At 43.5% G+C, this 17,521-nt stretch carries 20 protein-coding genes and 1 tRNA gene; 6 read left to right on the top strand and 15 right to left on the bottom strand.

Features of this window, described 5'->3' with window-relative positions:
• The first annotated feature begins 563 nt into the window (after nt 1-563).
• From ACGTN9_RS11890 to ACGTN9_RS11880, 3 genes are all read left to right on the top strand, one after another.
• The gene (locus ACGTN9_RS11890) at nt 564-1,883 is read left to right on the top strand and encodes a glycoside hydrolase family 18 protein (RefSeq protein WP_499593034.1); all 1,320 of its coding nucleotides are present in this window, start codon (nt 564-566) and stop codon (nt 1,881-1,883) included.
• A 175-nt stretch (nt 1,884-2,058) separates the two neighbouring features.
• Entirely contained in the window at nt 2,059-2,442 is a 384-nt protein-coding gene (locus ACGTN9_RS11885) for a DUF2512 family protein (protein WP_499593032.1), read from the top strand.
• A 262-nt stretch (nt 2,443-2,704) separates the two neighbouring features.
• Nucleotides 2,705-3,061 carry a hypothetical protein gene (locus tag ACGTN9_RS11880; protein WP_499593030.1) on the top strand — a complete coding sequence of 119 codons (357 nt, stop codon included), beginning with the start codon at nt 2,705-2,707 and terminating at the stop codon, nt 3,059-3,061.
• A 283-nt stretch (nt 3,062-3,344) separates the two neighbouring features.
• On the opposite strand, the gene ACGTN9_RS11875 is transcribed toward ACGTN9_RS11880, so the two are convergent.
• The 10 genes from ACGTN9_RS11875 to ACGTN9_RS11830 form a co-directional block, all read right to left on the bottom strand.
• The gene (locus ACGTN9_RS11875) at nt 3,345-4,106 is read right to left on the bottom strand and encodes an SDR family NAD(P)-dependent oxidoreductase (RefSeq protein WP_499593028.1); all 762 of its coding nucleotides are present in this window, start codon (nt 4,104-4,106) and stop codon (nt 3,345-3,347) included.
• A gap of 145 nt (nt 4,107-4,251) precedes the next feature.
• Nucleotides 4,252-4,929, bottom strand: coding sequence for a hypothetical protein (locus tag ACGTN9_RS11870; RefSeq protein WP_499593026.1), 678 nt, complete (start codon nt 4,927-4,929; stop codon nt 4,252-4,254).
• Nucleotides 4,926-5,282 carry a FixH family protein gene (locus tag ACGTN9_RS11865; protein ID WP_499593024.1) on the bottom strand — a complete coding sequence of 119 codons (357 nt, stop codon included), beginning with the start codon at nt 5,280-5,282 and terminating at the stop codon, nt 4,926-4,928. Before ACGTN9_RS11865 ends, ACGTN9_RS11870 begins: the two co-directional genes overlap by 4 nt.
• Entirely contained in the window at nt 5,279-5,950 is a 672-nt protein-coding gene (locus ACGTN9_RS11860) for an ABC transporter ATP-binding protein (protein ID WP_499593022.1), read from the bottom strand. Before ACGTN9_RS11860 ends, ACGTN9_RS11865 begins: the two co-directional genes overlap by 4 nt.
• Nucleotides 5,943-6,743, bottom strand: coding sequence for an ABC transporter permease subunit (locus tag ACGTN9_RS11855; protein ID WP_499593020.1), 801 nt, complete (start codon nt 6,741-6,743; stop codon nt 5,943-5,945). The genes ACGTN9_RS11860 and ACGTN9_RS11855 overlap by 8 nt, the downstream gene beginning before the upstream one ends.
• Nucleotides 6,743-8,050, bottom strand: a complete 1,308-nt coding sequence (nosD, locus tag ACGTN9_RS11850) for a nitrous oxide reductase family maturation protein NosD (RefSeq protein WP_499593018.1) — start codon at nt 8,048-8,050, stop codon at nt 6,743-6,745. The genes ACGTN9_RS11855 and nosD overlap by 1 nt, the downstream gene beginning before the upstream one ends.
• A complete protein-coding gene (locus tag ACGTN9_RS11845; RefSeq protein ID WP_499593016.1) occupies nt 8,047-8,610 on the bottom strand; it encodes a hypothetical protein in 564 nt (187 codons plus the stop codon). The genes nosD and ACGTN9_RS11845 overlap by 4 nt, the downstream gene beginning before the upstream one ends.
• A gap of 67 nt (nt 8,611-8,677) precedes the next feature.
• Entirely contained in the window at nt 8,678-10,540 is a 1,863-nt protein-coding gene (gene nosZ / locus ACGTN9_RS11840; protein ID WP_499593048.1) for a Sec-dependent nitrous-oxide reductase, read from the bottom strand.
• A gap of 18 nt (nt 10,541-10,558) precedes the next feature.
• Nucleotides 10,559-11,026 carry a c-type cytochrome gene (locus ACGTN9_RS11835; protein ID WP_499593014.1) on the bottom strand — a complete coding sequence of 156 codons (468 nt, stop codon included), beginning with the start codon at nt 11,024-11,026 and terminating at the stop codon, nt 10,559-10,561.
• A gap of 182 nt (nt 11,027-11,208) precedes the next feature.
• Nucleotides 11,209-11,970, bottom strand: a complete 762-nt coding sequence (locus ACGTN9_RS11830) for an SDR family oxidoreductase (protein ID WP_499593012.1) — start codon at nt 11,968-11,970, stop codon at nt 11,209-11,211.
• 190 nt (nt 11,971-12,160) lie between these two features.
• Between ACGTN9_RS11830 and ACGTN9_RS11825 the strand changes: the two genes are divergently transcribed.
• Nucleotides 12,161-12,766, top strand: coding sequence for a TetR/AcrR family transcriptional regulator (locus ACGTN9_RS11825; RefSeq protein WP_499593010.1), 606 nt, complete (start codon nt 12,161-12,163; stop codon nt 12,764-12,766).
• Between the two features lie 37 nt (nt 12,767-12,803).
• Here ACGTN9_RS11825 and ACGTN9_RS11820 read toward each other — a convergent pair.
• From ACGTN9_RS11820 to ACGTN9_RS11800, 5 genes are all read right to left on the bottom strand, one after another.
• Nucleotides 12,804-12,887: transfer RNA gene (locus ACGTN9_RS11820), tRNA-Leu, on the bottom strand.
• A gap of 117 nt (nt 12,888-13,004) precedes the next feature.
• Nucleotides 13,005-13,400 (bottom strand): hypothetical protein, encoded by a 396-nt coding sequence (locus ACGTN9_RS11815; RefSeq protein ID WP_499593008.1) that lies wholly within the window; start codon nt 13,398-13,400, stop codon nt 13,005-13,007.
• 208 nt (nt 13,401-13,608) lie between these two features.
• Nucleotides 13,609-14,349 carry an ABC transporter permease gene (locus ACGTN9_RS11810; protein WP_499593006.1) on the bottom strand — a complete coding sequence of 247 codons (741 nt, stop codon included), beginning with the start codon at nt 14,347-14,349 and terminating at the stop codon, nt 13,609-13,611.
• Complete coding sequence (locus ACGTN9_RS11805) at nt 14,346-15,257, bottom strand: ABC transporter ATP-binding protein (RefSeq protein ID WP_499593004.1); 912 nt, start codon at nt 15,255-15,257, stop codon at nt 14,346-14,348. Before ACGTN9_RS11805 ends, ACGTN9_RS11810 begins: the two co-directional genes overlap by 4 nt.
• A 280-nt stretch (nt 15,258-15,537) precedes the next feature.
• The gene (locus ACGTN9_RS11800; protein WP_499593002.1) at nt 15,538-16,248 is read right to left on the bottom strand and encodes a ZIP family metal transporter; all 711 of its coding nucleotides are present in this window, start codon (nt 16,246-16,248) and stop codon (nt 15,538-15,540) included.
• 281 nt (nt 16,249-16,529) lie between these two features.
• Between ACGTN9_RS11800 and ACGTN9_RS11795 the strand changes: the two genes are divergently transcribed.
• Complete coding sequence (locus ACGTN9_RS11795; protein WP_499593000.1) at nt 16,530-16,772, top strand: FeoA family protein; 243 nt, start codon at nt 16,530-16,532, stop codon at nt 16,770-16,772.
• 12 nt (nt 16,773-16,784) lie between these two features.
• On the top strand, nt 16,785-17,516 hold the full coding sequence (locus ACGTN9_RS11790; RefSeq protein WP_499592998.1) for a FeoB small GTPase domain-containing protein: 732 nt from the start codon (nt 16,785-16,787) through the stop codon (nt 17,514-17,516).
• Nucleotides 17,517-17,521 lie beyond the last annotated feature (5 nt).

The raw sequence follows: 17,521 nt of genomic DNA, 5'->3' as shown, positions 1-17,521 counted from the left end.
TTGAGCCATGGACCGAATGTGTTTCATTAGTTTCATAAAATCATCCTTCCTTAGAAAATTCTTGAAGGAAGGATAACGTATATAAGGGGAGATACAAAAATTTTAGAGCTTAGCTTGACGGCTATGCATCCTTCCCCTACTCCCTTTACCGAAAGAGATTATCGAAATCGCCTTTAAATATATTTCCATGATTTGCGAGGAACGCTATTACAATGCTGAAATTATTGTATTTTCTTTTCCAAAAGTACGCTATTTTCAAGTGGAGTTTCGAGCTTCCTACAAACATATGGTGGCTGGGAAAACGGTGAGACTCCTGTGGAAAGAACATGATCGGTGAGATCCCGCAAGGCGAAGCCTGAGGAAGCTCACCTCATGCCCACGGAAAGCGATCCGTTTTCCCAGCCACCACCGCAACCTAAAGTCTCGAAACTGGTCTTCCGCAAATGGGAGATTATCTGTAAAATCAGCTCGGAGATTTAACAAAGCCTAAAAAAAGAAACTGCATAATGATGCTCATTCGGCTCAGACTATGGACATGAAAACGATACAGAAAGGGTCTGCTTATGAAAAAATTAGTCTTCTTCCTTATATTAAGTCTCCTTTGTCTCGTGCCAATATCCTCGAGCCATGCAAGTATCATTTATACGGTTAAGAAAAATGACACCTTGTCGAGAATTGCGGAGGTGTACAACCGATCCACTAAAGAACTGCAAGACATTAATGGAGTGGCAGACCCCGCGAAACTTTTGCCCGGTCAGTCCTTACTTGTACCTGGGAACACGTATGTAGTAGAACCTGGCGATACACTCTGGAAAATAGCCAACCTTCATCAAATATCCGTGAAAAATCTCATGGAAATAAATGGTATCACATCACACACTGTCGTTAACGGACAGCGACTACAGATTCCACAAAGCAATAAAACAGATGCTACCATCGGAGCTTTTTTCGTTCCCTCCACTCCTGGTGAGAATAAATGGGCAATGAACTTTTACAGTAACTACCTTGATTCGATCAGCTTTTTTGAATACCGACCTGATGCTAATGGGTCCTTAAGCAGCCTGCATGGGGAGGATTCCATTGAACTGGCATGGAAAAAAGGTATGACGCCTTATGCTACCATTACCAATTTGACCGCTGAAGGATTTGACCCTGACCTTGCTCATGATTTGTTGGCAAATGCGGAAAAACAGCGGCAATTGATCGAAAACATCGCAACACTCGTGCATCAAAAAGAATATAAAGGAGCGATCATCGACTTTGAAAGCCTCCACCCGAAAGACAGGTCCAATTACAATACTTTTATTAAGAAGTTAAACGGGCGCCTGGGTAAAATCGGTGCCAAAGTCGGACTGGCAATTCCTCCAATGAAAGGTGATCGCAACCCTGCTTATCATGCAGCCTACGACTACCAGACCCTCGGTACTCATGCCGATTTCTTGTTTTTGATGACCTATGATTGGCATTGGGCTGGCGGTGATCCTGGTCCGATTGCGCCGATTAAAAAAGTAGACAAGACTCTTGAATACGCAACTTCCGTTATTCCTGGGGAAAAGATCTATTTAGGAATTGCCATGTATGCGTATGATTGGAATCTGGCAGATGAGGAATATGCGGAGGCCTACTCCCAGGAAGAAGCATTAAGAATAGCTGCCGAACATGCAAGCAGCATCCAGTATAATTACTACCATGCTAACCCTTCCTTCCGTTACACAGATAAAAACGGCGATCCGCATGAAGTGTGGTTCGAAGATGCCCGTTCCTTGCTTCCGAAGTTCCGTCTCGTCAAAAAATATGACCTGAAGGGTGTTGGAGGATGGAAAACAGGACTCCGCTTCCCTCAGTTGGGATACTTGCTAAAAGAAGAATTCACCACCCGTTGATATACAGGTAGTGTTTTTAATGTTAAAAGAATATTTCAATTCCTTTATATGGCTGTTTTTACGTTTGTCTCCTGTTTAGATGGGAATAAATGTTATAAGTCCAAAGACTGGACAATAGAGGTTTTAATTGTAATCAGGAAAATTGGCAAAAAATCACCAGAGAAGGAGTGATACCATGGAACATGTGAAGGCGCTTGCGATCAAAGGATTGATGACATTTGTTGCGTTGTTCGTCGTTTTGACTTTGGGATTTAATGTTTCGCTGCTAACCGTTCTGGCTATCACTATCGTACTTGGAGCCATTTCATATCCACTGGGTGATTTGAAGCTTTATCCAAAAACCACCAATATGATAGCGACCACTGCAGACATCGGGGTTGCATTCTTAGTGATCGCAGTGATAGGCCCAATGTTTGGAAGTAACGATGTCTCTTCCTGGATGTCAGCAGGTCTGCTTGCCGGTATCGTTGTGGCAGCAGGTGAATTTTTCTTCCACAATTATATTGGAAACAAGCCGATTGGCGATAATAAACGCTTCCGCACTTCTTATAACCATTAAAATCACAGGACTGTCTCTCAAGCGAGGCGGTCCTTTTTTATCGATATTTTAAGTAAGAAAAGATAATCGTCTCCTTACAACTTGATATTTTTACCAATTATGAAATTAATTCCTAAGCTGATAATAAGTAATAACAAAACCCTTTTAAAAAGTGGTGATCCCCATTCTTTTTAATTTTGTCATAGGCTTTATTATTCCTTGGTCAATTGCGATTCTAACCTGTCGCCGGGTTCCTTTATTGTTTTTGACTGTCGCACCTTTCATGTCGCTATTATCGTTATCTCTGAATCAAATCGGTATGGAATGGGGATTCTGGAACCTCCATCCACAAACTGATTTTATAATTTTTAACTCACTAAACATAGACTTTGGCTACAATCCATCAGCCGGCCTGATTTTTACGTATTTGATTTATTTTAAGAAATGGAAACGATGGAAAGTGTACTTAGGATTTATATTATTTTTAAATGTTGCAGAAATGATAGCTCTGTATTTCAATAAAGTGGTGTACCATCCTCCTTGGAATGTATTCTATACGTTTCTTGCCTATGGGATCGGCCTGATTATACTGGATTTATATTTTCATTTTTTGAAGAAGTCGATCCGGTCATTGGAATAGTGGAATCATTATTAGTCTCACCTATGTAAATTTTCCTAACTCTAAAAAATTTACATAATGCTTCTCAAAAAGCACCCTGATAATTAACAGTACTATGCAATTTGACAAGAAAAAAGCAGTCCAATATTATGTACAATTTGAGTGAATTGCACCTAAAACTGAACTACTTATATACTGATTTCCTTTGGGGTATCGTTTTCTTTTTTAAAAAATAAGTTCCTGCAACGGTAATACAAAAAGCCTATAGCGGTAACTCCAGCTCAGTATATCCTGATTATCAGCGTTAAATGCCTAGCGTATTGCCGCCATTGACATTGATGTTTTGCCCTGTAACAAATCCTGCTTCATCGCTACATAAAAAACCCACCATATATGCGATATCATCCGGAGTTCCCAATCGTTGTAACGGGACATCTTCCAGATAGCCCTTCGCACTTTCTGCCGTCACTTCCCCATGGCGTTCGACAGGGGTAAAGCCGGGATGCACAGCATTCACGGTAATCCCGTATTCCCCTAGTTCGTTCCCCCAGGAACGAGTCATCCCGACGACAGAAGATTTAGCGGTAACATAATTGGAAAAATGGGAATTACCCATGGTGACCACTTCGCTGCCAATATTGATGATCCTTCCCCACTGTTTTTCTTTCATACCCGCCATGACACGCTTGGTCAGAAGCAATGGAGCCTTTACCGAAAAGTCCAATTGATCTACATAATCGTCCCAGGTCACTTCCTCTAACGACAGTTCAGGTTGTGGCCCGCTGGCATTATTAACAATAATATCGACCGTTTGATGAAAATGCTCTTCCATATTATCCACCAGACTGACAACCTCTTTTTCATCCGTGATATCTGCCTGAAAAGCAACCGCTTCTCCTCCAAGCTCCTGGATTTCCTGAACGACCGCATTGGCTTTTTCAGCATTGTTGCGATAATTGATGCCGACTTTGCAGCCTTTGTCGGCAAGCTTTTGAGCGATCACTTTTCCCAGCCCCTTAGAGCTTCCTGTTACGATTGCAACTTTTCCGTTGATTGAGATATTCAAGAAACTCATCCTTTCTGGTTCATCCCTCCTTTTTGTCTTCCCCTCCCATTTCCCAATTAATCTACCAAAACAAAAAAGAAAGCCTTCTTTTAAAGCGAAAGCTCTCTTCTAGGTACGATGGTATTATAATCTGGTGCATGCCCGGTTAACGGCCCGGGCGGACCTCTATTTCCAAACTTTCAAGCTGATCCCGATACAATTCCTCAAAACGTTGGGCCAGTAAATAATTCAATTCCTGCTCACTGGCATCAGGATTTTCTTGTTCCAGTTCTTTCAGCAAATCCTTGCTGACTCTATCCCGCAGCATCGACGCTTCGAGATACGGACGAATCGCCTGCTTGAAGTTTTCTTGCCCATATGCTTCCACTAAATCAGCAGCCTGTTCGGCTTTCGCGATTTTACCTTTCAAATCATCGAGCTGGGCTTCTATTTTCTCAGCCGGGATAAAATAGCTCTTTTCTTCAGCGAGCAGAGCCATGGCATTCAACTCGATCAAATGATTCAACTGGACGTTATAGTTATCGAGATAGGCCATTTGATCGTCCCAGTACTTCTGCCTGTCAGCTAGCTCATCACCAGAAAGTTGCTGCTCATCCTGATGCCGAAGTAGTTCGATTTTCACCTGCTGCATCAACGTGTACAATGTCAGATCTTCATCCAAGAACACCTCTTCCCCGATCCGAACCACTTCATTCTCACGTAAAGTGGCATCCACTTCTTCTGCGCTGACACTGCTACTCTCTTTCTGTTCTGCTGCTTCCGGTTGACATCCAGCCGTTATAAGTACAACCATCATCCCGAGTATAAGCACCCAGATTTTCATCGCGATCCCCCTTCACCGACGTCGATTGTCAGAATTTTTTCCGCATCCCCGCTAGTCAGATCGAGTATCCATTCCCCTGACATCGGTAGTTCTACTTCTCCGGTATAGGTACCGTCGCCGTTGTCCGAAAAGTTGATGTCAATCTCGCCATGATCCATTTTTTCCATTTCCATCAATCCCTTCAAGGTAAGTCCTTGCACCGGTTCTCCACCTTGTTCAGCACGGACCGTCACCACGGAGGCTTCTCCCTGTTTATATAATGGCGTATCTTCAACCGAAAAAGCGATATCATTCCCTCCGCATGCCGCTAATCCAAAGACCATCACCAATACCAATAGTACTAGCTTTTTCATGCCCAACTCCCCCTCTTCATCTGCTCTCCTATAAATTCATGGATGTTATATTTCGTTAATTTTCCCGCTTCTAAAAATGCTACATCGGTGCAGACGCGTTCAATTTCGGAAAGATGGTGGGAGGCCATCAGTATCGTTTTGCCTTCTAGTCCATCGATGATTTGCAACAACTTTTCCCGCCCGATCGGATCCAGTCCGCTCGTCGGTTCATCCAAAATGATGATATCGGTATCGTAGTATAACGTCACCGCCAGCCCAAGTCGCTGGAGCATCCCTTTCGAGTAGCTCGTAACCGTCTTATTACGATCCTCCCATAAGGCCACAAGTTTCAGCTTCTCTTCAATGATCGTGTCTGATATTTCTTTTTCAGCAAGGCTTGCAAAAAAACGCATATTCTCATAACCAGTCAAGTGTGGGTACAGTTGGAACTTCTCAGGCAAGTAAGAAACGCGTGACTTCCACTTGCCGGTCTTATTGGAATGACCGGCGAGTGTAATCGTCCCTTTCTTCACTTTTTCCAAACCGAGCAAGAGCCGGATCAGCGTCGACTTCCCGGCACCGTTCCTTCCTACCAGCGCACAACGTTCATTGGCACCAATCGTTAAATGAATAGCATCCAGCACCTTATTCTTCTGATAGGCGTGAGAGAGACCTTTGATTTCAATCACGCAGCTCACCTCCATGACGAAACTTCGTTGATAATAGAAAGAATAATCCTGGCCAGGTAATGACATTGATCAAAAGGAAGTACCTGACATCCATGAAGATCATTTCATTCAACAGCCTGGATAAATGATCCATTGAAAATAATCCCAATGATGTTTCCAAATAAAACCGCATGGCATGAATTGGATTCAGGAAATAGAACCACGAAAATACCTGGACATTGTCATAGGAAACCGCCGGCAGGAAATATAGGAACATCAAGTCGAGTAAAAAGACGGTGACGAACCAGACGAGCACATTGGCACCCACCAGCTGCATCTTCGATTTACAAACCGTACCAAGCAAAATGCCGAGCTGGTTGAAGATCAGTAAGAAAATTACAATGATAAAAAGGAATGTTAAAAAGCTTGTGATCTGAAAAGACAGAAAAGCTTTCATAAACAAGGCAAGCACAAAGTATCCCAGCACGAATGCTGCCAGAACTACGAACTGGATCGCAAAAGATTTTTTCACCAAAAACGATAAATGAGACTCTCGCTTTGTCAGCAAAATCATCAATGTCTTCAGTTCCTTTTCCTGAAAGACGGCGAAGGAAGCGATAAACAAGGCAAATAACGGAAGCAGATAAATATTGATATCATATAAAGATAAGAGCAGTGCTTCAAATGCGAGTTCGTCCGGGTAAGTCCGGGCTTCTGCGATAAGAAAAATCGAGGTCAACATCACCAGCCCCAGCCCGATCCATAGTCCCATCCCTCGCGCTTGTTCCAGCCCCTCTTTCCATAAATAAGCCATTACATCCGCCTCCTTCTTTTCCACATGTAAATTCCTGCAGCCAAAATCCCGGCCCCGCCAAACATCCATGCCTCATTCGCTGATGGATTCTCTTTCATAAGCGGATATTTATCGAGCGCCATCGTTTGCTGTCCAGATAGCAGGTTGTTCAGCTGTTCATAAACAGTCATGGCCGGACTTTCCAAAAACAAATAGACGAGCTCGTTTTCTTCAATAAGCTGACTGATAGCTGAAGTAGAAGTCATTTCCCTGTCTCCTGTTCCGTCCTGATCGAGGTCAAGCATCGGAGTATTCCAATAGTTGCCTACCCCATTTTTGAAAAACTGATTGTTGGACTCGCCCCCAACTGCGATCACATCACTGCTGTTTTCATGGAACGAATTCTTAATAAAAAAATGGGAGGTGCTGGAAGACCAGACTTCTATGCCGATTTTATTTTTGAAAAACGTATTCCCCTCAATCATATTGCTGGTCGATTGTTCCAGGTACAATCCACGCTGGTTTAAATAGAATTTATTATCGATGACGTCGATCTCCCTGCTTCCCTGGATGATGAGACCGAAAGCGCGGGAACCGTGATTGTAAGAAAAACTATTATTCCGAAGTTCAATATTATCGGAGTGCATAATGGCAGCACCACCGGTATTCTGGATGAACTTGTTCGCTTCGAATCGATTAAAGTTGGAGTACATATAATGTAATCCATAACGTGTTTCCTTTACTGTATTATTAATGATTTCATTATTATCGGAGTATTCGACATAGATTCCATCACGCGATTGCTTAATGGAATTTCCCTCGATGTGATTGTCGCCTGAGCGGACAATGTGAATACCGCTCCCCATATCACCAAGTGACGGTGTATCGAGGCCTACGATCGTGTTATTTTTTATCACAATATGTTTGGACTGATTAATATAAATGCCATGATATGTTTCCGCAATATCCAGGTTTTTAAGTGTAATATTTTCATCCAGCACTCTGACACCTGCGAACTCTTCACTAGTATCACGACTTCTGCCGCTGTAGCGGATTTCCAAGTTTTCTAACGTGACATCAGGACTTTCTATTTCTATAACATTACCAGTTCCGTCTCCATGTACCTTCGTTCCATTCTTCCCCTTTACCGTCATCGGTTTTGTGATGAGGACGTTTCCTTTATACGTCTTTTTCTCCAGTATCAGTTCTCCTCCGGCCGGCGTTTCTTCAATCAGATTCTGTATTTCATTGCTGCCATTAGCTGCCGCCACCCCAGGCAGCAGCCATAAACACACGGCTAGCAACAAGCCTATGATCACCTGTTTCATAGTTTTCGATCCTTCCATAAAGGAATAACGAGCAACAGGAACACGACCGCAAGAAGATAAGCCCCATAACTGAACGCACTATTCGTGACAAAGTTGGCAATTGTGTTTTCCCCGATTAATGGAGGAACAAAGGGTTCCAATTCAATCGGTGCCTTCGGATCAAGATCGGTACCGAACTTTTTCAGCCAGCGATACATATCCCAGATACCAAGTGCACCAAGTGCAACATACAAACCGATCAGACCAGCCAGCGCTTTTTTGTTCCTCAGTACAGCCCCGATAAGCACCAATACTGCAAATCCTCCAATTATATAAGGCATGAAGACCAGTTCCGGAAACGATGCATTACTGAACTCTGCCATTCCAATATAATGATTCAGTCCATTGACAATATCAATATCTCCATCAAGGGTCGTCGGATAGACGATGATATCCAGTCCTTCCTGATATTGCGGCGCGTAAAATTTCATTCCCCACCAGGGAAGAAATATGCTGACAACGAGTAGAACACCACCTACTGCCATCAGGGCAGCTGATGTGTTGGATAAGTTCTTTTTCATAACCCCTCATCTCCTAAAATGGATTGGAAAAGTGAAGGGATCCCCTCACTTTTCCAATTGGAGTTGTTTATTTTGGTTCTACGAGTAAATATCCACTCATTTCCTGATGCAAGGCAGAGCAGAAGTTTGTACAATAGATCGGGAATGTTCCAGCTTTATCCGCTTTGAACGTCAGCGTATTCGTCTGACCTGGCTGGATTTCAAAGTTCAAGTCATAATCATTGATTCCAAAACCGTGCGTGATGTCCTGATCCAAGTCGATATTGGTCATATGGAAATAGACCGTGTCCCCTTGTTTGACCGTGACTGCATCAGGCCGTTCCGCTTTTGCGTCAAATACGAACTTCGAGCGCATGGCGATTCCATAGACATGGACTTCATCGCCTTTTCTTTCAATTCGGGCATCATCCTGTGACCAGACAGAATTTTCCCGTGACTCATCTTTATCGTAGATTTTCTTTGGTTTGATTTTGTCACGATGAACGATCTGAGCATAGTGTGGCTCTGGATCAGTCGGTGCCGTCATCAGATGCTCCATTTTATTACCAGAAATATCGAACAAGTCCATTGATTCCGGATGAGAAGGGCCTACTGATAAGAAATTGTCTTTGGCGATTTTGTTCAAAGCGACAATATATTTTCCATCCGGTTCAATGGTGTCCCCTTCCGCTGCAGAAGCATGGCCTGGAGAATAATAGGTCGGTTTACGATCGATGACTTCCCCGCTATCAACCCTCCATTTCACTATTTCCGAGGAAATGAACATCGTGTTGTAGGCATGCCCCTTGTCATCAAACTGGGTATGCAATGGTCCAAGTGCCCCTTCCGGATCCACTTCACGTTCCATTACTTTTTCATAAGGAAGAACCGGGATATCAAATTCCTCCCCTTTAAAATCTTTGGATTCGATCGCTTCAAAGGCTTTTTCAAAAGAAAATACCGTCATCAGTGGAGCAAGTTTTCCGGAAGCAATAAAACGCTCTCCATCCGGTGTCACATCAACGCCGTGCGGTGATTTAGCTACCGGAATGGCAAAAATGGCACCAGGTACGTCGCGTGGGTCGATCATTTTTGCTCCGTTGACCTCGTTATAATTGCCATTCGCCACTTCGTCCTCAAGACGTTTCCAGTTGATCATGACAATGTAGTCACGATCATTCTGGGAAGCGTTGATTTCCAGGTTGGTCGTTGCGAACTCCGTATTATACGTCGTCATGACGATCCAATCCTTTGACATCTTTTTACCAGCATCCGATAAGTCATAAGACCATGGCGGCAAAACGATCTGGTAAGCTAAGTCAAATTTTTTCGACTCCCGATCAAAAGTAGTCATCGAAACAACGCCTTTATAATCTTCTTCATACTTATCGAGTTCTGCATATTCCCCTGCCAGCGGACGAGCGAACCGCGTCGGCATAGCAATGTATTCGGTATTTTCTGTTACGAACACCCCGGCATGAGGGCCACCCATGTTCGGCAGGCTCATAATATCGGATGTATGGAAGGTGCTGAGATCAACAGCAGCAACCCGGTTATTCCCCACGTCATTAGCAAACAGGAACTCGCCATCATAATCCCCGCCCGTTTCTGAAACAGCCGGATGGTGGAAGTCGCCCCAGCTATAGCCTCCGAGCATTTCCTTCGTTTTATCATCAAACCCATACCCTGTTGCCGGATCCGGAGTGAATACCGGAACGGTACGAATTTTTCTCATCGACGGGACACCATAAACGAACAACTGTCCGGAATGGCCGCCAGATGCGAACATGTAATATTCATCCTGCTCACCATAAGGTACATAAACTTTTTCTGCTTTACTCTTATTAGCAGCTGCGTCCCCTGCATTGGCCTGATTGAAATCGGCAAAAAAGACGATGGAAACCAACAGACCTGCCAGGACACCCACTACTCCATATAAAATTCGCTGCATATTCACTGTGCTCTCCCCCTATTCACCCTGCTCGGATGCTTTTTTCAAAGCTTCCACGATTTTTTCACGTTCCTCATCCGGCAAAGGATTTCCTGAAATCACCGTCGACATGACTGCTGATGTCGGTTCCTGCAGGAATTCTTCTACCGGCTTGCCGTGCTTATCTTCGACAGTGGAATAAGCATCAGATAAATCCGGGCCAGTGGTTCCCCCTTGTAAATCGAGCGACTCTACAGCATGACAGGAAAGACAGTTGTTGGCCTGGAGCGCTTCACCCTCTCCTGTTGCAACAGCTTCCGTTTCATCTGGTGTTTCCTCTTTTTTCGCTTCATTTTCACCAGCTTCCTCCGATTTAGTTTCCGTTTCATTAACCGATGACTCCGGCTGATCTGTTGCTGCTGTGCTATCATCCATTCCCATGAACAAATAACCACCCGCAAAAGCGACAACAAAACCAGCAATAAAAATCAATATGTTCCATTTCATGGTTTGACCTCCCTTTTTCTGTAACTATCAACCATGCTTACATCTTATAGGAGGTACCCATGAGGGGATGTGATGTCTCTCACATATTTGGTTTGTATTTTTGTCTAAATTGGTAACATGCAAAAAGGGGAAAATAAAAAAATACGCGCCCCCAATGGGAGCGCGTAATATTCTCTTCGTTATTAAAAAGCTGCTGTCCAGCCGGCATCTGCGGTAATGACGGTTCCGTTCACAAAGCTGGAGTCATCAGAGGCCAGGAACAATGCCACCAGGGCAATTTCTTCCGGCTGACCGGTTCGAGGAATTACGGAATGTGCCAGCTTCGTCCGACCTGCGCCGAATTCGTTGACGTTCTTCATAGAAGCTCCGATATTCGTTTCAACCGCCCCTGGAGCGATCGCATTACAGCGTATTCCGTTATTGGCATACATGAAGCCGGTGTTTTTCGTGAAGCCGACGACCGCGTGCTTGGAAGCAGCATAAGTTGCACCCGCATGGGCACCGTTCTCTCCCCCAGTCGACGCCGTGTTGATGATGACGCCTTTTCCTTTTTCAAGGAAGATTGGAATCGCCTTTCGTGTGGCACGCATCACCCCTTTGATATTGACATCAAAAATCATGTCCCATTTGTCATCCTCAATATCCCCGGCCGGCTCAAACCCATCCATGATCCCGGCGTTGTTGACCAGTATGTCCAAGGTACCGTATTCATTCACTGCAGTATCGATCATGTTTTCCACGTCCGCCAGTTCGGCTACATTCACTTTTACTGCTTTCGCCGTGCCACCACTTGACGTAATCTCCGCAACGACCTGGTCAGCCCCTTCGAGATTCAAATCAGCTACGATTACTTTCGCTCCTTCTTTCGCATAGAGTTCCGCGATAGCTTTTCCCATCCCGGACGCTGCACCCGTCACGACTGCCACTTTGTCTTGAAGCTTCATATAAAACGCCTCCCTATTTGAATACGCTTACTTTCTAGTGATGCAAATGTGCAATAGCCTACACTTTTAAGTATAATGAACGTAATCAGAAGGCACAATCAGCAATAACACGATGGGGTGTTCAATAATCAACACCTGCTTAAAGGATTGTTGCTTATTGTATGAAAAAACCAGACAGGAGGCTGATAGGATGGATAAAGATAAACGAGTCAGGCGGACGAAGAAGGCGTTGCAGAACTCCCTCCTTACCTTAATGGAGGAAAAAGATTTCCAGGATATTACGATTACAGATATCGTTACGACCGCCGATTATAATCGGGGTACCTTTTACAAACATTATAAATACAAAGATGATTTGCTGGATGAAATCATCGAAGATGTCATGACCGGTTTGATAGAATCTTACCGGGAGCCATATAACGACAAGGAAACGTTCGAAGTGTCCAGTCTCTCTTCATCTGCCATAAAAATTTTCGACCATGTGGAACAAAACTCAAAGTTCTATCAGATTGTCATCCGCTCTAACGCTTTGCCAGGCTTCCAGGAAAAGTTTATCCAGACATTGAAAGAGCTGGCATTAGAAGACCTCACAGCCCTCCAGTCTAATCCGGACGTCAACCCTGACTTACACGCGAGTTATCAGTCTTATGCGATTCTCGGAATGATCATCGAGTGGATCAACGGCGGATTGAAGCATCCCCCATCCTATATGGCTGAACAACTTTTGGCCATCCTGAAAGCTGAACCGATGAAGACGGCCTTCAAAACGAAATATGTCCCTCCTCATATGGCATGAAAAAGAGCTCTCGATGTGAGAGCTCTTTCGTATCAAGTGGCGAAGGTGGGACTCGAACCCACACGCCCGGGAAGGCACTTGATTTTGAGTCAAGCGTGTCTGCCAATTCCACCACTTCGCCCCGTATTCCTTTTCTTTTCATTCAGAATTATATTAAATCTGTTTGTAAAATTCAACTCCAGCAAATGAAAAAAACCAGGTGATAGCTGCTAAACATCACCTGGTTCTGATTTTAGATTCACCAACCTGTTGGAAGTGCCGCTACCGGCATTAAGGATACCTCATAGGTATAGCCACCATCTTGCTCACCAGTCGGCCATAGTGCTGTCGCCATGTAGATAACCTTAATAGAATTATCTTGAGAAAATTCGGTTACATAGACTATCCGGTCGGCCATAATTCCGATTTGTTCCTCTGTCCAAAGGATACGATCAGCCATAAATCCGATAGAATCAACGGTATACAATACCCCGTCCAACGTATCTGTATAGGAATCCGCGCCAATTTGACCATAAGTGACAAGGACGTCTGCTGCCGTTGTTTCCGCGCTCGCTTTTTGTGGTGTACCGCTCACTGCAAGCAGAGATAATACTAGTGTTAAAGCTACCACTAGTTTAATCATTTTATTTTTCATACGATATTGACCTCCCCTTAAATATACCCCTTATGGTTTACATTGTATAGTATATACCCCTATTGGTATATTGTCAATAGTACAAACTCATCTTCATGCTTGCAGGGTCTGCAACTATTAAACCCATACAAAAACCACCGTCCACGATCGGCAAACGGCGGTCTTTTAGTCTATGAGAATATCTTCGAAGCAATTTATGCTTTTTATTCTACTTCCCGCTCCAACGAAAAAAACGAGACGCCAGAATGGTAGATATCACGGCTATTCCTAATAATATACCTATCTCGCCCCCATATTCTGTAATCGGAGACTCGCTCCATGTACCACGTAACATAATGATGACATAGTAGAGTGGCAGGATTTTCGCCACATACTGGAGGACTGTCGGCATGAACTCGAGCGGGAACGTCGCCCCAGATAAGAACAACATGAGATTCAAAAATAACGAACTGATTGCTGCAGCAGCCTGGGTGTTTTTCGCCAATGAGGTCAAAAACAACGCAAACGGGAAAAATGCTGCGATACTGATCAGTAAGGCTACTATCGTACTACCCATGTATGCAGGCAGCGTTAAATCGTACATCAGCATCCCGAACACCATTAGCAGTACAGCAGAAATAAAGAAAATAACCGTCCCTTGCACTGTATGAGCGGCAAGGATTTTCCAGGGCTGAAGCGGAGTAGACTGATAACGCCGCAAAACGCCCGTTTCCCGGTAGCCGGCTAATACGGTTCCGAGTGTAAAAAACGATGTCGTAACGATATTGACACCAATCCAGGAAGGGACAAACATCTGGGCAAAAGAAAGACCGTTCATTTCATTACCGACGAACATGGAACCGAACAGCCAAATCATGGCGACAGGAAACAAAAACGTCCAGAAAACACTGAGACGATCCCTGAAAAACATTTTCGTTTCAATACTTGCGAGCTTCATTACTTGTATCATCCCGTCTGCTCCTTTTCCAGGTAATGAACGAATAAGTCATCGAGGGACCCTTTTTCAAACTTGAAGTTAGTCAGACTGATTCCTTTATCGTGACAGTAATTAAAAATATGGTAAGCAGTCATTTGTTGATCCTCACTGAAAACCTTGAACGAATCACCTTCCTGCTCTACCCGTGCCACCCCCGGTACAGTAATCAGGTAGTCGTACTCCAGGCCATCGCTTTCAAAAGCCAGGTAATGAGCTTTCATTTCATTCAGTAATTCTACTGGTGTATTCAACGCTTTCAAGTGTCCGCTGTATATCATAGCCACTCGGTCACACAGCTTCTCCGCCTCTTCCATGTAATGCGTGGTAATCACTATCGTACTTCCCTGCTCTCTCATCAGCTTGATCATCGACCACATTTCCCGGCGGGCATGAGGATCGAGTCCCATACTCGGCTCATCGAGGAATAAAATTTCCGGTTTGTGAAGCGTTGCCAGCGCAAGGGTCACCCGCTGTTTCCAACCACCTGACAAATCCTCAAACGCAACATTCAACTTATCCCCTAAGCCCAAAATCTCGATTAAATACTCTTTTTGCGTTGCCTGCTTATAAAAGGAAGAAAATAGATCAAGTGCTTCTTTTACTTTCATTTTCTTCTGAATGGAAGTAGCTTGAAATTGGACACCAATTCGGTTGTTCAACTTCCTCAACTGCCTGCTCGGATCAAGTCCCAACACATCAATCGTGCCGCTATCCGGTTTCAGGATGCCTTCAAGCATTTCAAGTGTGGTCGTTTTACCCGCTCCGTTCGGCCCGATGATTCCGAAAATTTCCCCTGGGCGGACAGAGAATGACATATCCTTTACCGCCTGGACACTGCCGAAACTTTTCGTTAACCCTTTTACATCAATAACATGCTCCATGTCTCCCCTTCTTTCATAAAAAGCTGCCTTCCCCATGCACACATAACGAATCAATTAGAAAGTTACTATTATTATTCCAAACCTCCACCCCTTCCACAAGATATATTTTCAAAATATTTCCGTTTTCTATAAAAAACACCATTGCAGTAGTTCAGGATGAATGCCCATCCTCTATTCTATTTGTCATTGGTTAAAAGATAACGCCAAAGCCCACTTTTCTCATAGTGATATGGAAAGCGGGCTTTTTAACAAGAAACCGTTATTTTGAATCACGTTCGGGCTACATCATCCGGAAATACAAAAAGGTAATCATAAAGGTAAGGATTAATATCACTAGAGCAGCTACTTTTGAAATTCGCTTAATGGCTGGTATCAAAATCTCGTAAATCGCTCCATAACCAAGCGTCCCTATCGCAACACCCATGAGCCAGGAAGAATTCCTGATGGTATAAACCTGTGGCATATGGAAGCCTACCCATGAAGCTATCCAAATAATCAGGGATAAACAAAAAATGGCACTCAAAAACATCAACCACCTATATTGATAAACAAAAATCGGAATAAACAGCGCTATTCCCTCAGGCAATAGATGAAAGAACAAAACCGAATATAACGAGCTTTGAACCCCTGCATCACCAACTCCTGTATTGATTCCCATGGTAAGACCGACCGGTATATTGTGCACACCTATAGCAACGATCAAAAAAACAAACGAGTGAAATAAGTTTTTTCGTTTGTTCTTATGAAAAAAACGATTGAGTAGTGCCATTCCGAAAATACCTGTTAAAGCGCCAAGAGCCACTCCATTTGCCTGGTATGTGTTTAGTGCCTCAGGAAGGAGTTCAATGAGGAGCAAACATAGCAAAACTCCCCCACTTATGAGCAGGCTGTAGAACTTTTTGCCTTGTAACAACCGGACACACACCCAACCAAGACATCCTCCTGATATCAGTCCAAGGAAACTCATCATGAACACATCAAACAATTGCATAAGGCTCCCTCTTCACTCTTTGACTTGTCTTTATAATCCTATCTCTTAAAAATCCATGATATGATTTTATTTTTTCAGCCCCAGTACAGAGGCGTGAGGAAGAAAGCAGTTTATATTCTATGTTGCATTAAGGAAACTTTTGTGTTTATAATCAAATAACATAGTTAAAAGAAACATTTTCACACTTTAACCTAATAAACATAAAGTAAAACATAAAAATTTTTTACCTTAAAGTTGGTTTAGGGAAACTTTTTATCATTTAACCAAAAGGAGGTTATATAATGAACGGTAGTCAACCTATTCACCAATATGAAGTAGGAGATAAATTAGAAATCGTATCCATTAAATTAACTGATGTTATGCGAAGGCGGCTGCTCGATTTAGGTTTTGTACCTGGAGCTACAATCGAGGTGGTTCAAAGGAGTCCACTAGGAGATCCTATCTCATTTAAAGTCTTCAACACGCAGATTGCGCTTAGGAAAGAAGAAAGTTCACTCATTTTTGCTAAGAGAATTCATCAATAGGAGGGAATCAACATGGCGCACAAAATTGCATTGGCAGGAAACCCGAATACCGGAAAGAGTACACTGTTCAATTTACTGACTGGTTTAAAGCAGCACACAGGCAACTGGCCGGGGAAAACCGTGCTGCGCGCGGAAGGAGAACTTACCACCGATAGACACAACTATCAGGTCATCGACTTACCTGGAACTTACTCCCTTTATTCCAATTCATCGGATGAAGAAGTAGCCAGGGACTATATCATTTTTGAAAAACCGGATATTACGCTAGTAGTCGTAGACGCCACCTCATTAGAACGTAACCTGAATTTAGCTCTCCAGGTAATGGAGATGACAAGTAACGTGATACTATGCGTCAACTTAATTGATGAGGCCAGAAGAAAAGGAATTACGGTAGATAAAGAAACACTTTCTCATAATCTTGGTATTCCCGTTGTTTTACTTTCAGCAAGAGAAAAAATCGGCATTCTCCAATTACTCAAAACAATCGACTTGATGACCGATGGAAAAATAGAAACAAACCCATACCAAATCAGCTATGACAGTGAAGTCGAATCAAAAATAAAGTCCATGGAACCAAAAATCAGAGCTATTTTCGGAGATTCATTGCCTGCCAGATGGGTAGCATTACGCTTAATCGATGGCGATGATAACTTAGTAGACGTATTAAAAAGTTACATCGAAAACCCTAAAAGTGTAAAACAGGACCATTATGTTACGGGAGGAGGTTGCTGTCGTGGAGCTTAGCACAA

It is taken from the genome of Halobacillus sp. B23F22_5 (assembly GCF_043497085.1).
Lineage (GTDB): Bacteria > Bacillota > Bacilli > Bacillales > Halobacillaceae > Thalassobacillus.
The sequence above is the reverse complement of the archived record's forward strand: the minus strand, read 5'-3'. Positions and strand labels throughout refer to the sequence as shown.

What these genes read in the sequence shown, in the direction of transcription:
- ACGTN9_RS11790 (WP_499592998.1), top strand. Translation starts at nt 16,785, where the DNA reads ATGGCGCACAAAATTGCATTGGCAGGAAACCCGAATACCGGAAAGAGT.
- ACGTN9_RS11885 (WP_499593032.1), top strand. Translation starts at nt 2,059, where the DNA reads ATGGAACATGTGAAGGCGCTTGCGATCAAAGGATTGATGACATTTGTT.
- nosD (WP_499593018.1), bottom strand. Translation starts at nt 8,050, where the DNA reads ATGAAACAGGTGATCATAGGCTTGTTGCTAGCCGTGTGTTTATGGCTG.
- ACGTN9_RS11815 (WP_499593008.1), bottom strand. Translation starts at nt 13,400, where the DNA reads ATGAAAAATAAAATGATTAAACTAGTGGTAGCTTTAACACTAGTATTA.
- ACGTN9_RS11795 (WP_499593000.1), top strand. Translation starts at nt 16,530, where the DNA reads ATGAACGGTAGTCAACCTATTCACCAATATGAAGTAGGAGATAAATTA.
- ACGTN9_RS11865 (WP_499593024.1), bottom strand. Translation starts at nt 5,282, where the DNA reads ATGAAAAAGCTAGTACTATTGGTATTGGTGATGGTCTTTGGATTAGCG.
- ACGTN9_RS11810 (WP_499593006.1), bottom strand. Translation starts at nt 14,349, where the DNA reads ATGATACAAGTAATGAAGCTCGCAAGTATTGAAACGAAAATGTTTTTC.
- ACGTN9_RS11870 (WP_499593026.1), bottom strand. Translation starts at nt 4,929, where the DNA reads ATGAAAATCTGGGTGCTTATACTCGGGATGATGGTTGTACTTATAACG.
- ACGTN9_RS11800 (WP_499593002.1), bottom strand. Translation starts at nt 16,248, where the DNA reads ATGCAATTGTTTGATGTGTTCATGATGAGTTTCCTTGGACTGATATCA.
- ACGTN9_RS11880 (WP_499593030.1), top strand. Translation starts at nt 2,705, where the DNA reads ATGTCGCTATTATCGTTATCTCTGAATCAAATCGGTATGGAATGGGGA.
- ACGTN9_RS11835 (WP_499593014.1), bottom strand. Translation starts at nt 11,026, where the DNA reads ATGAAATGGAACATATTGATTTTTATTGCTGGTTTTGTTGTCGCTTTT.
- ACGTN9_RS11830 (WP_499593012.1), bottom strand. Translation starts at nt 11,970, where the DNA reads ATGAAGCTTCAAGACAAAGTGGCAGTCGTGACGGGTGCAGCGTCCGGG.
- ACGTN9_RS11845 (WP_499593016.1), bottom strand. Translation starts at nt 8,610, where the DNA reads ATGAAAAAGAACTTATCCAACACATCAGCTGCCCTGATGGCAGTAGGT.
- ACGTN9_RS11890 (WP_499593034.1), top strand. Translation starts at nt 564, where the DNA reads ATGAAAAAATTAGTCTTCTTCCTTATATTAAGTCTCCTTTGTCTCGTG.
- ACGTN9_RS11825 (WP_499593010.1), top strand. Translation starts at nt 12,161, where the DNA reads ATGGATAAAGATAAACGAGTCAGGCGGACGAAGAAGGCGTTGCAGAAC.
- ACGTN9_RS11855 (WP_499593020.1), bottom strand. Translation starts at nt 6,743, where the DNA reads ATGGCTTATTTATGGAAAGAGGGGCTGGAACAAGCGCGAGGGATGGGA.
- ACGTN9_RS11805 (WP_499593004.1), bottom strand. Translation starts at nt 15,257, where the DNA reads ATGGAGCATGTTATTGATGTAAAAGGGTTAACGAAAAGTTTCGGCAGT.
- nosZ (WP_499593048.1), bottom strand. Translation starts at nt 10,540, where the DNA reads ATGCAGCGAATTTTATATGGAGTAGTGGGTGTCCTGGCAGGTCTGTTG.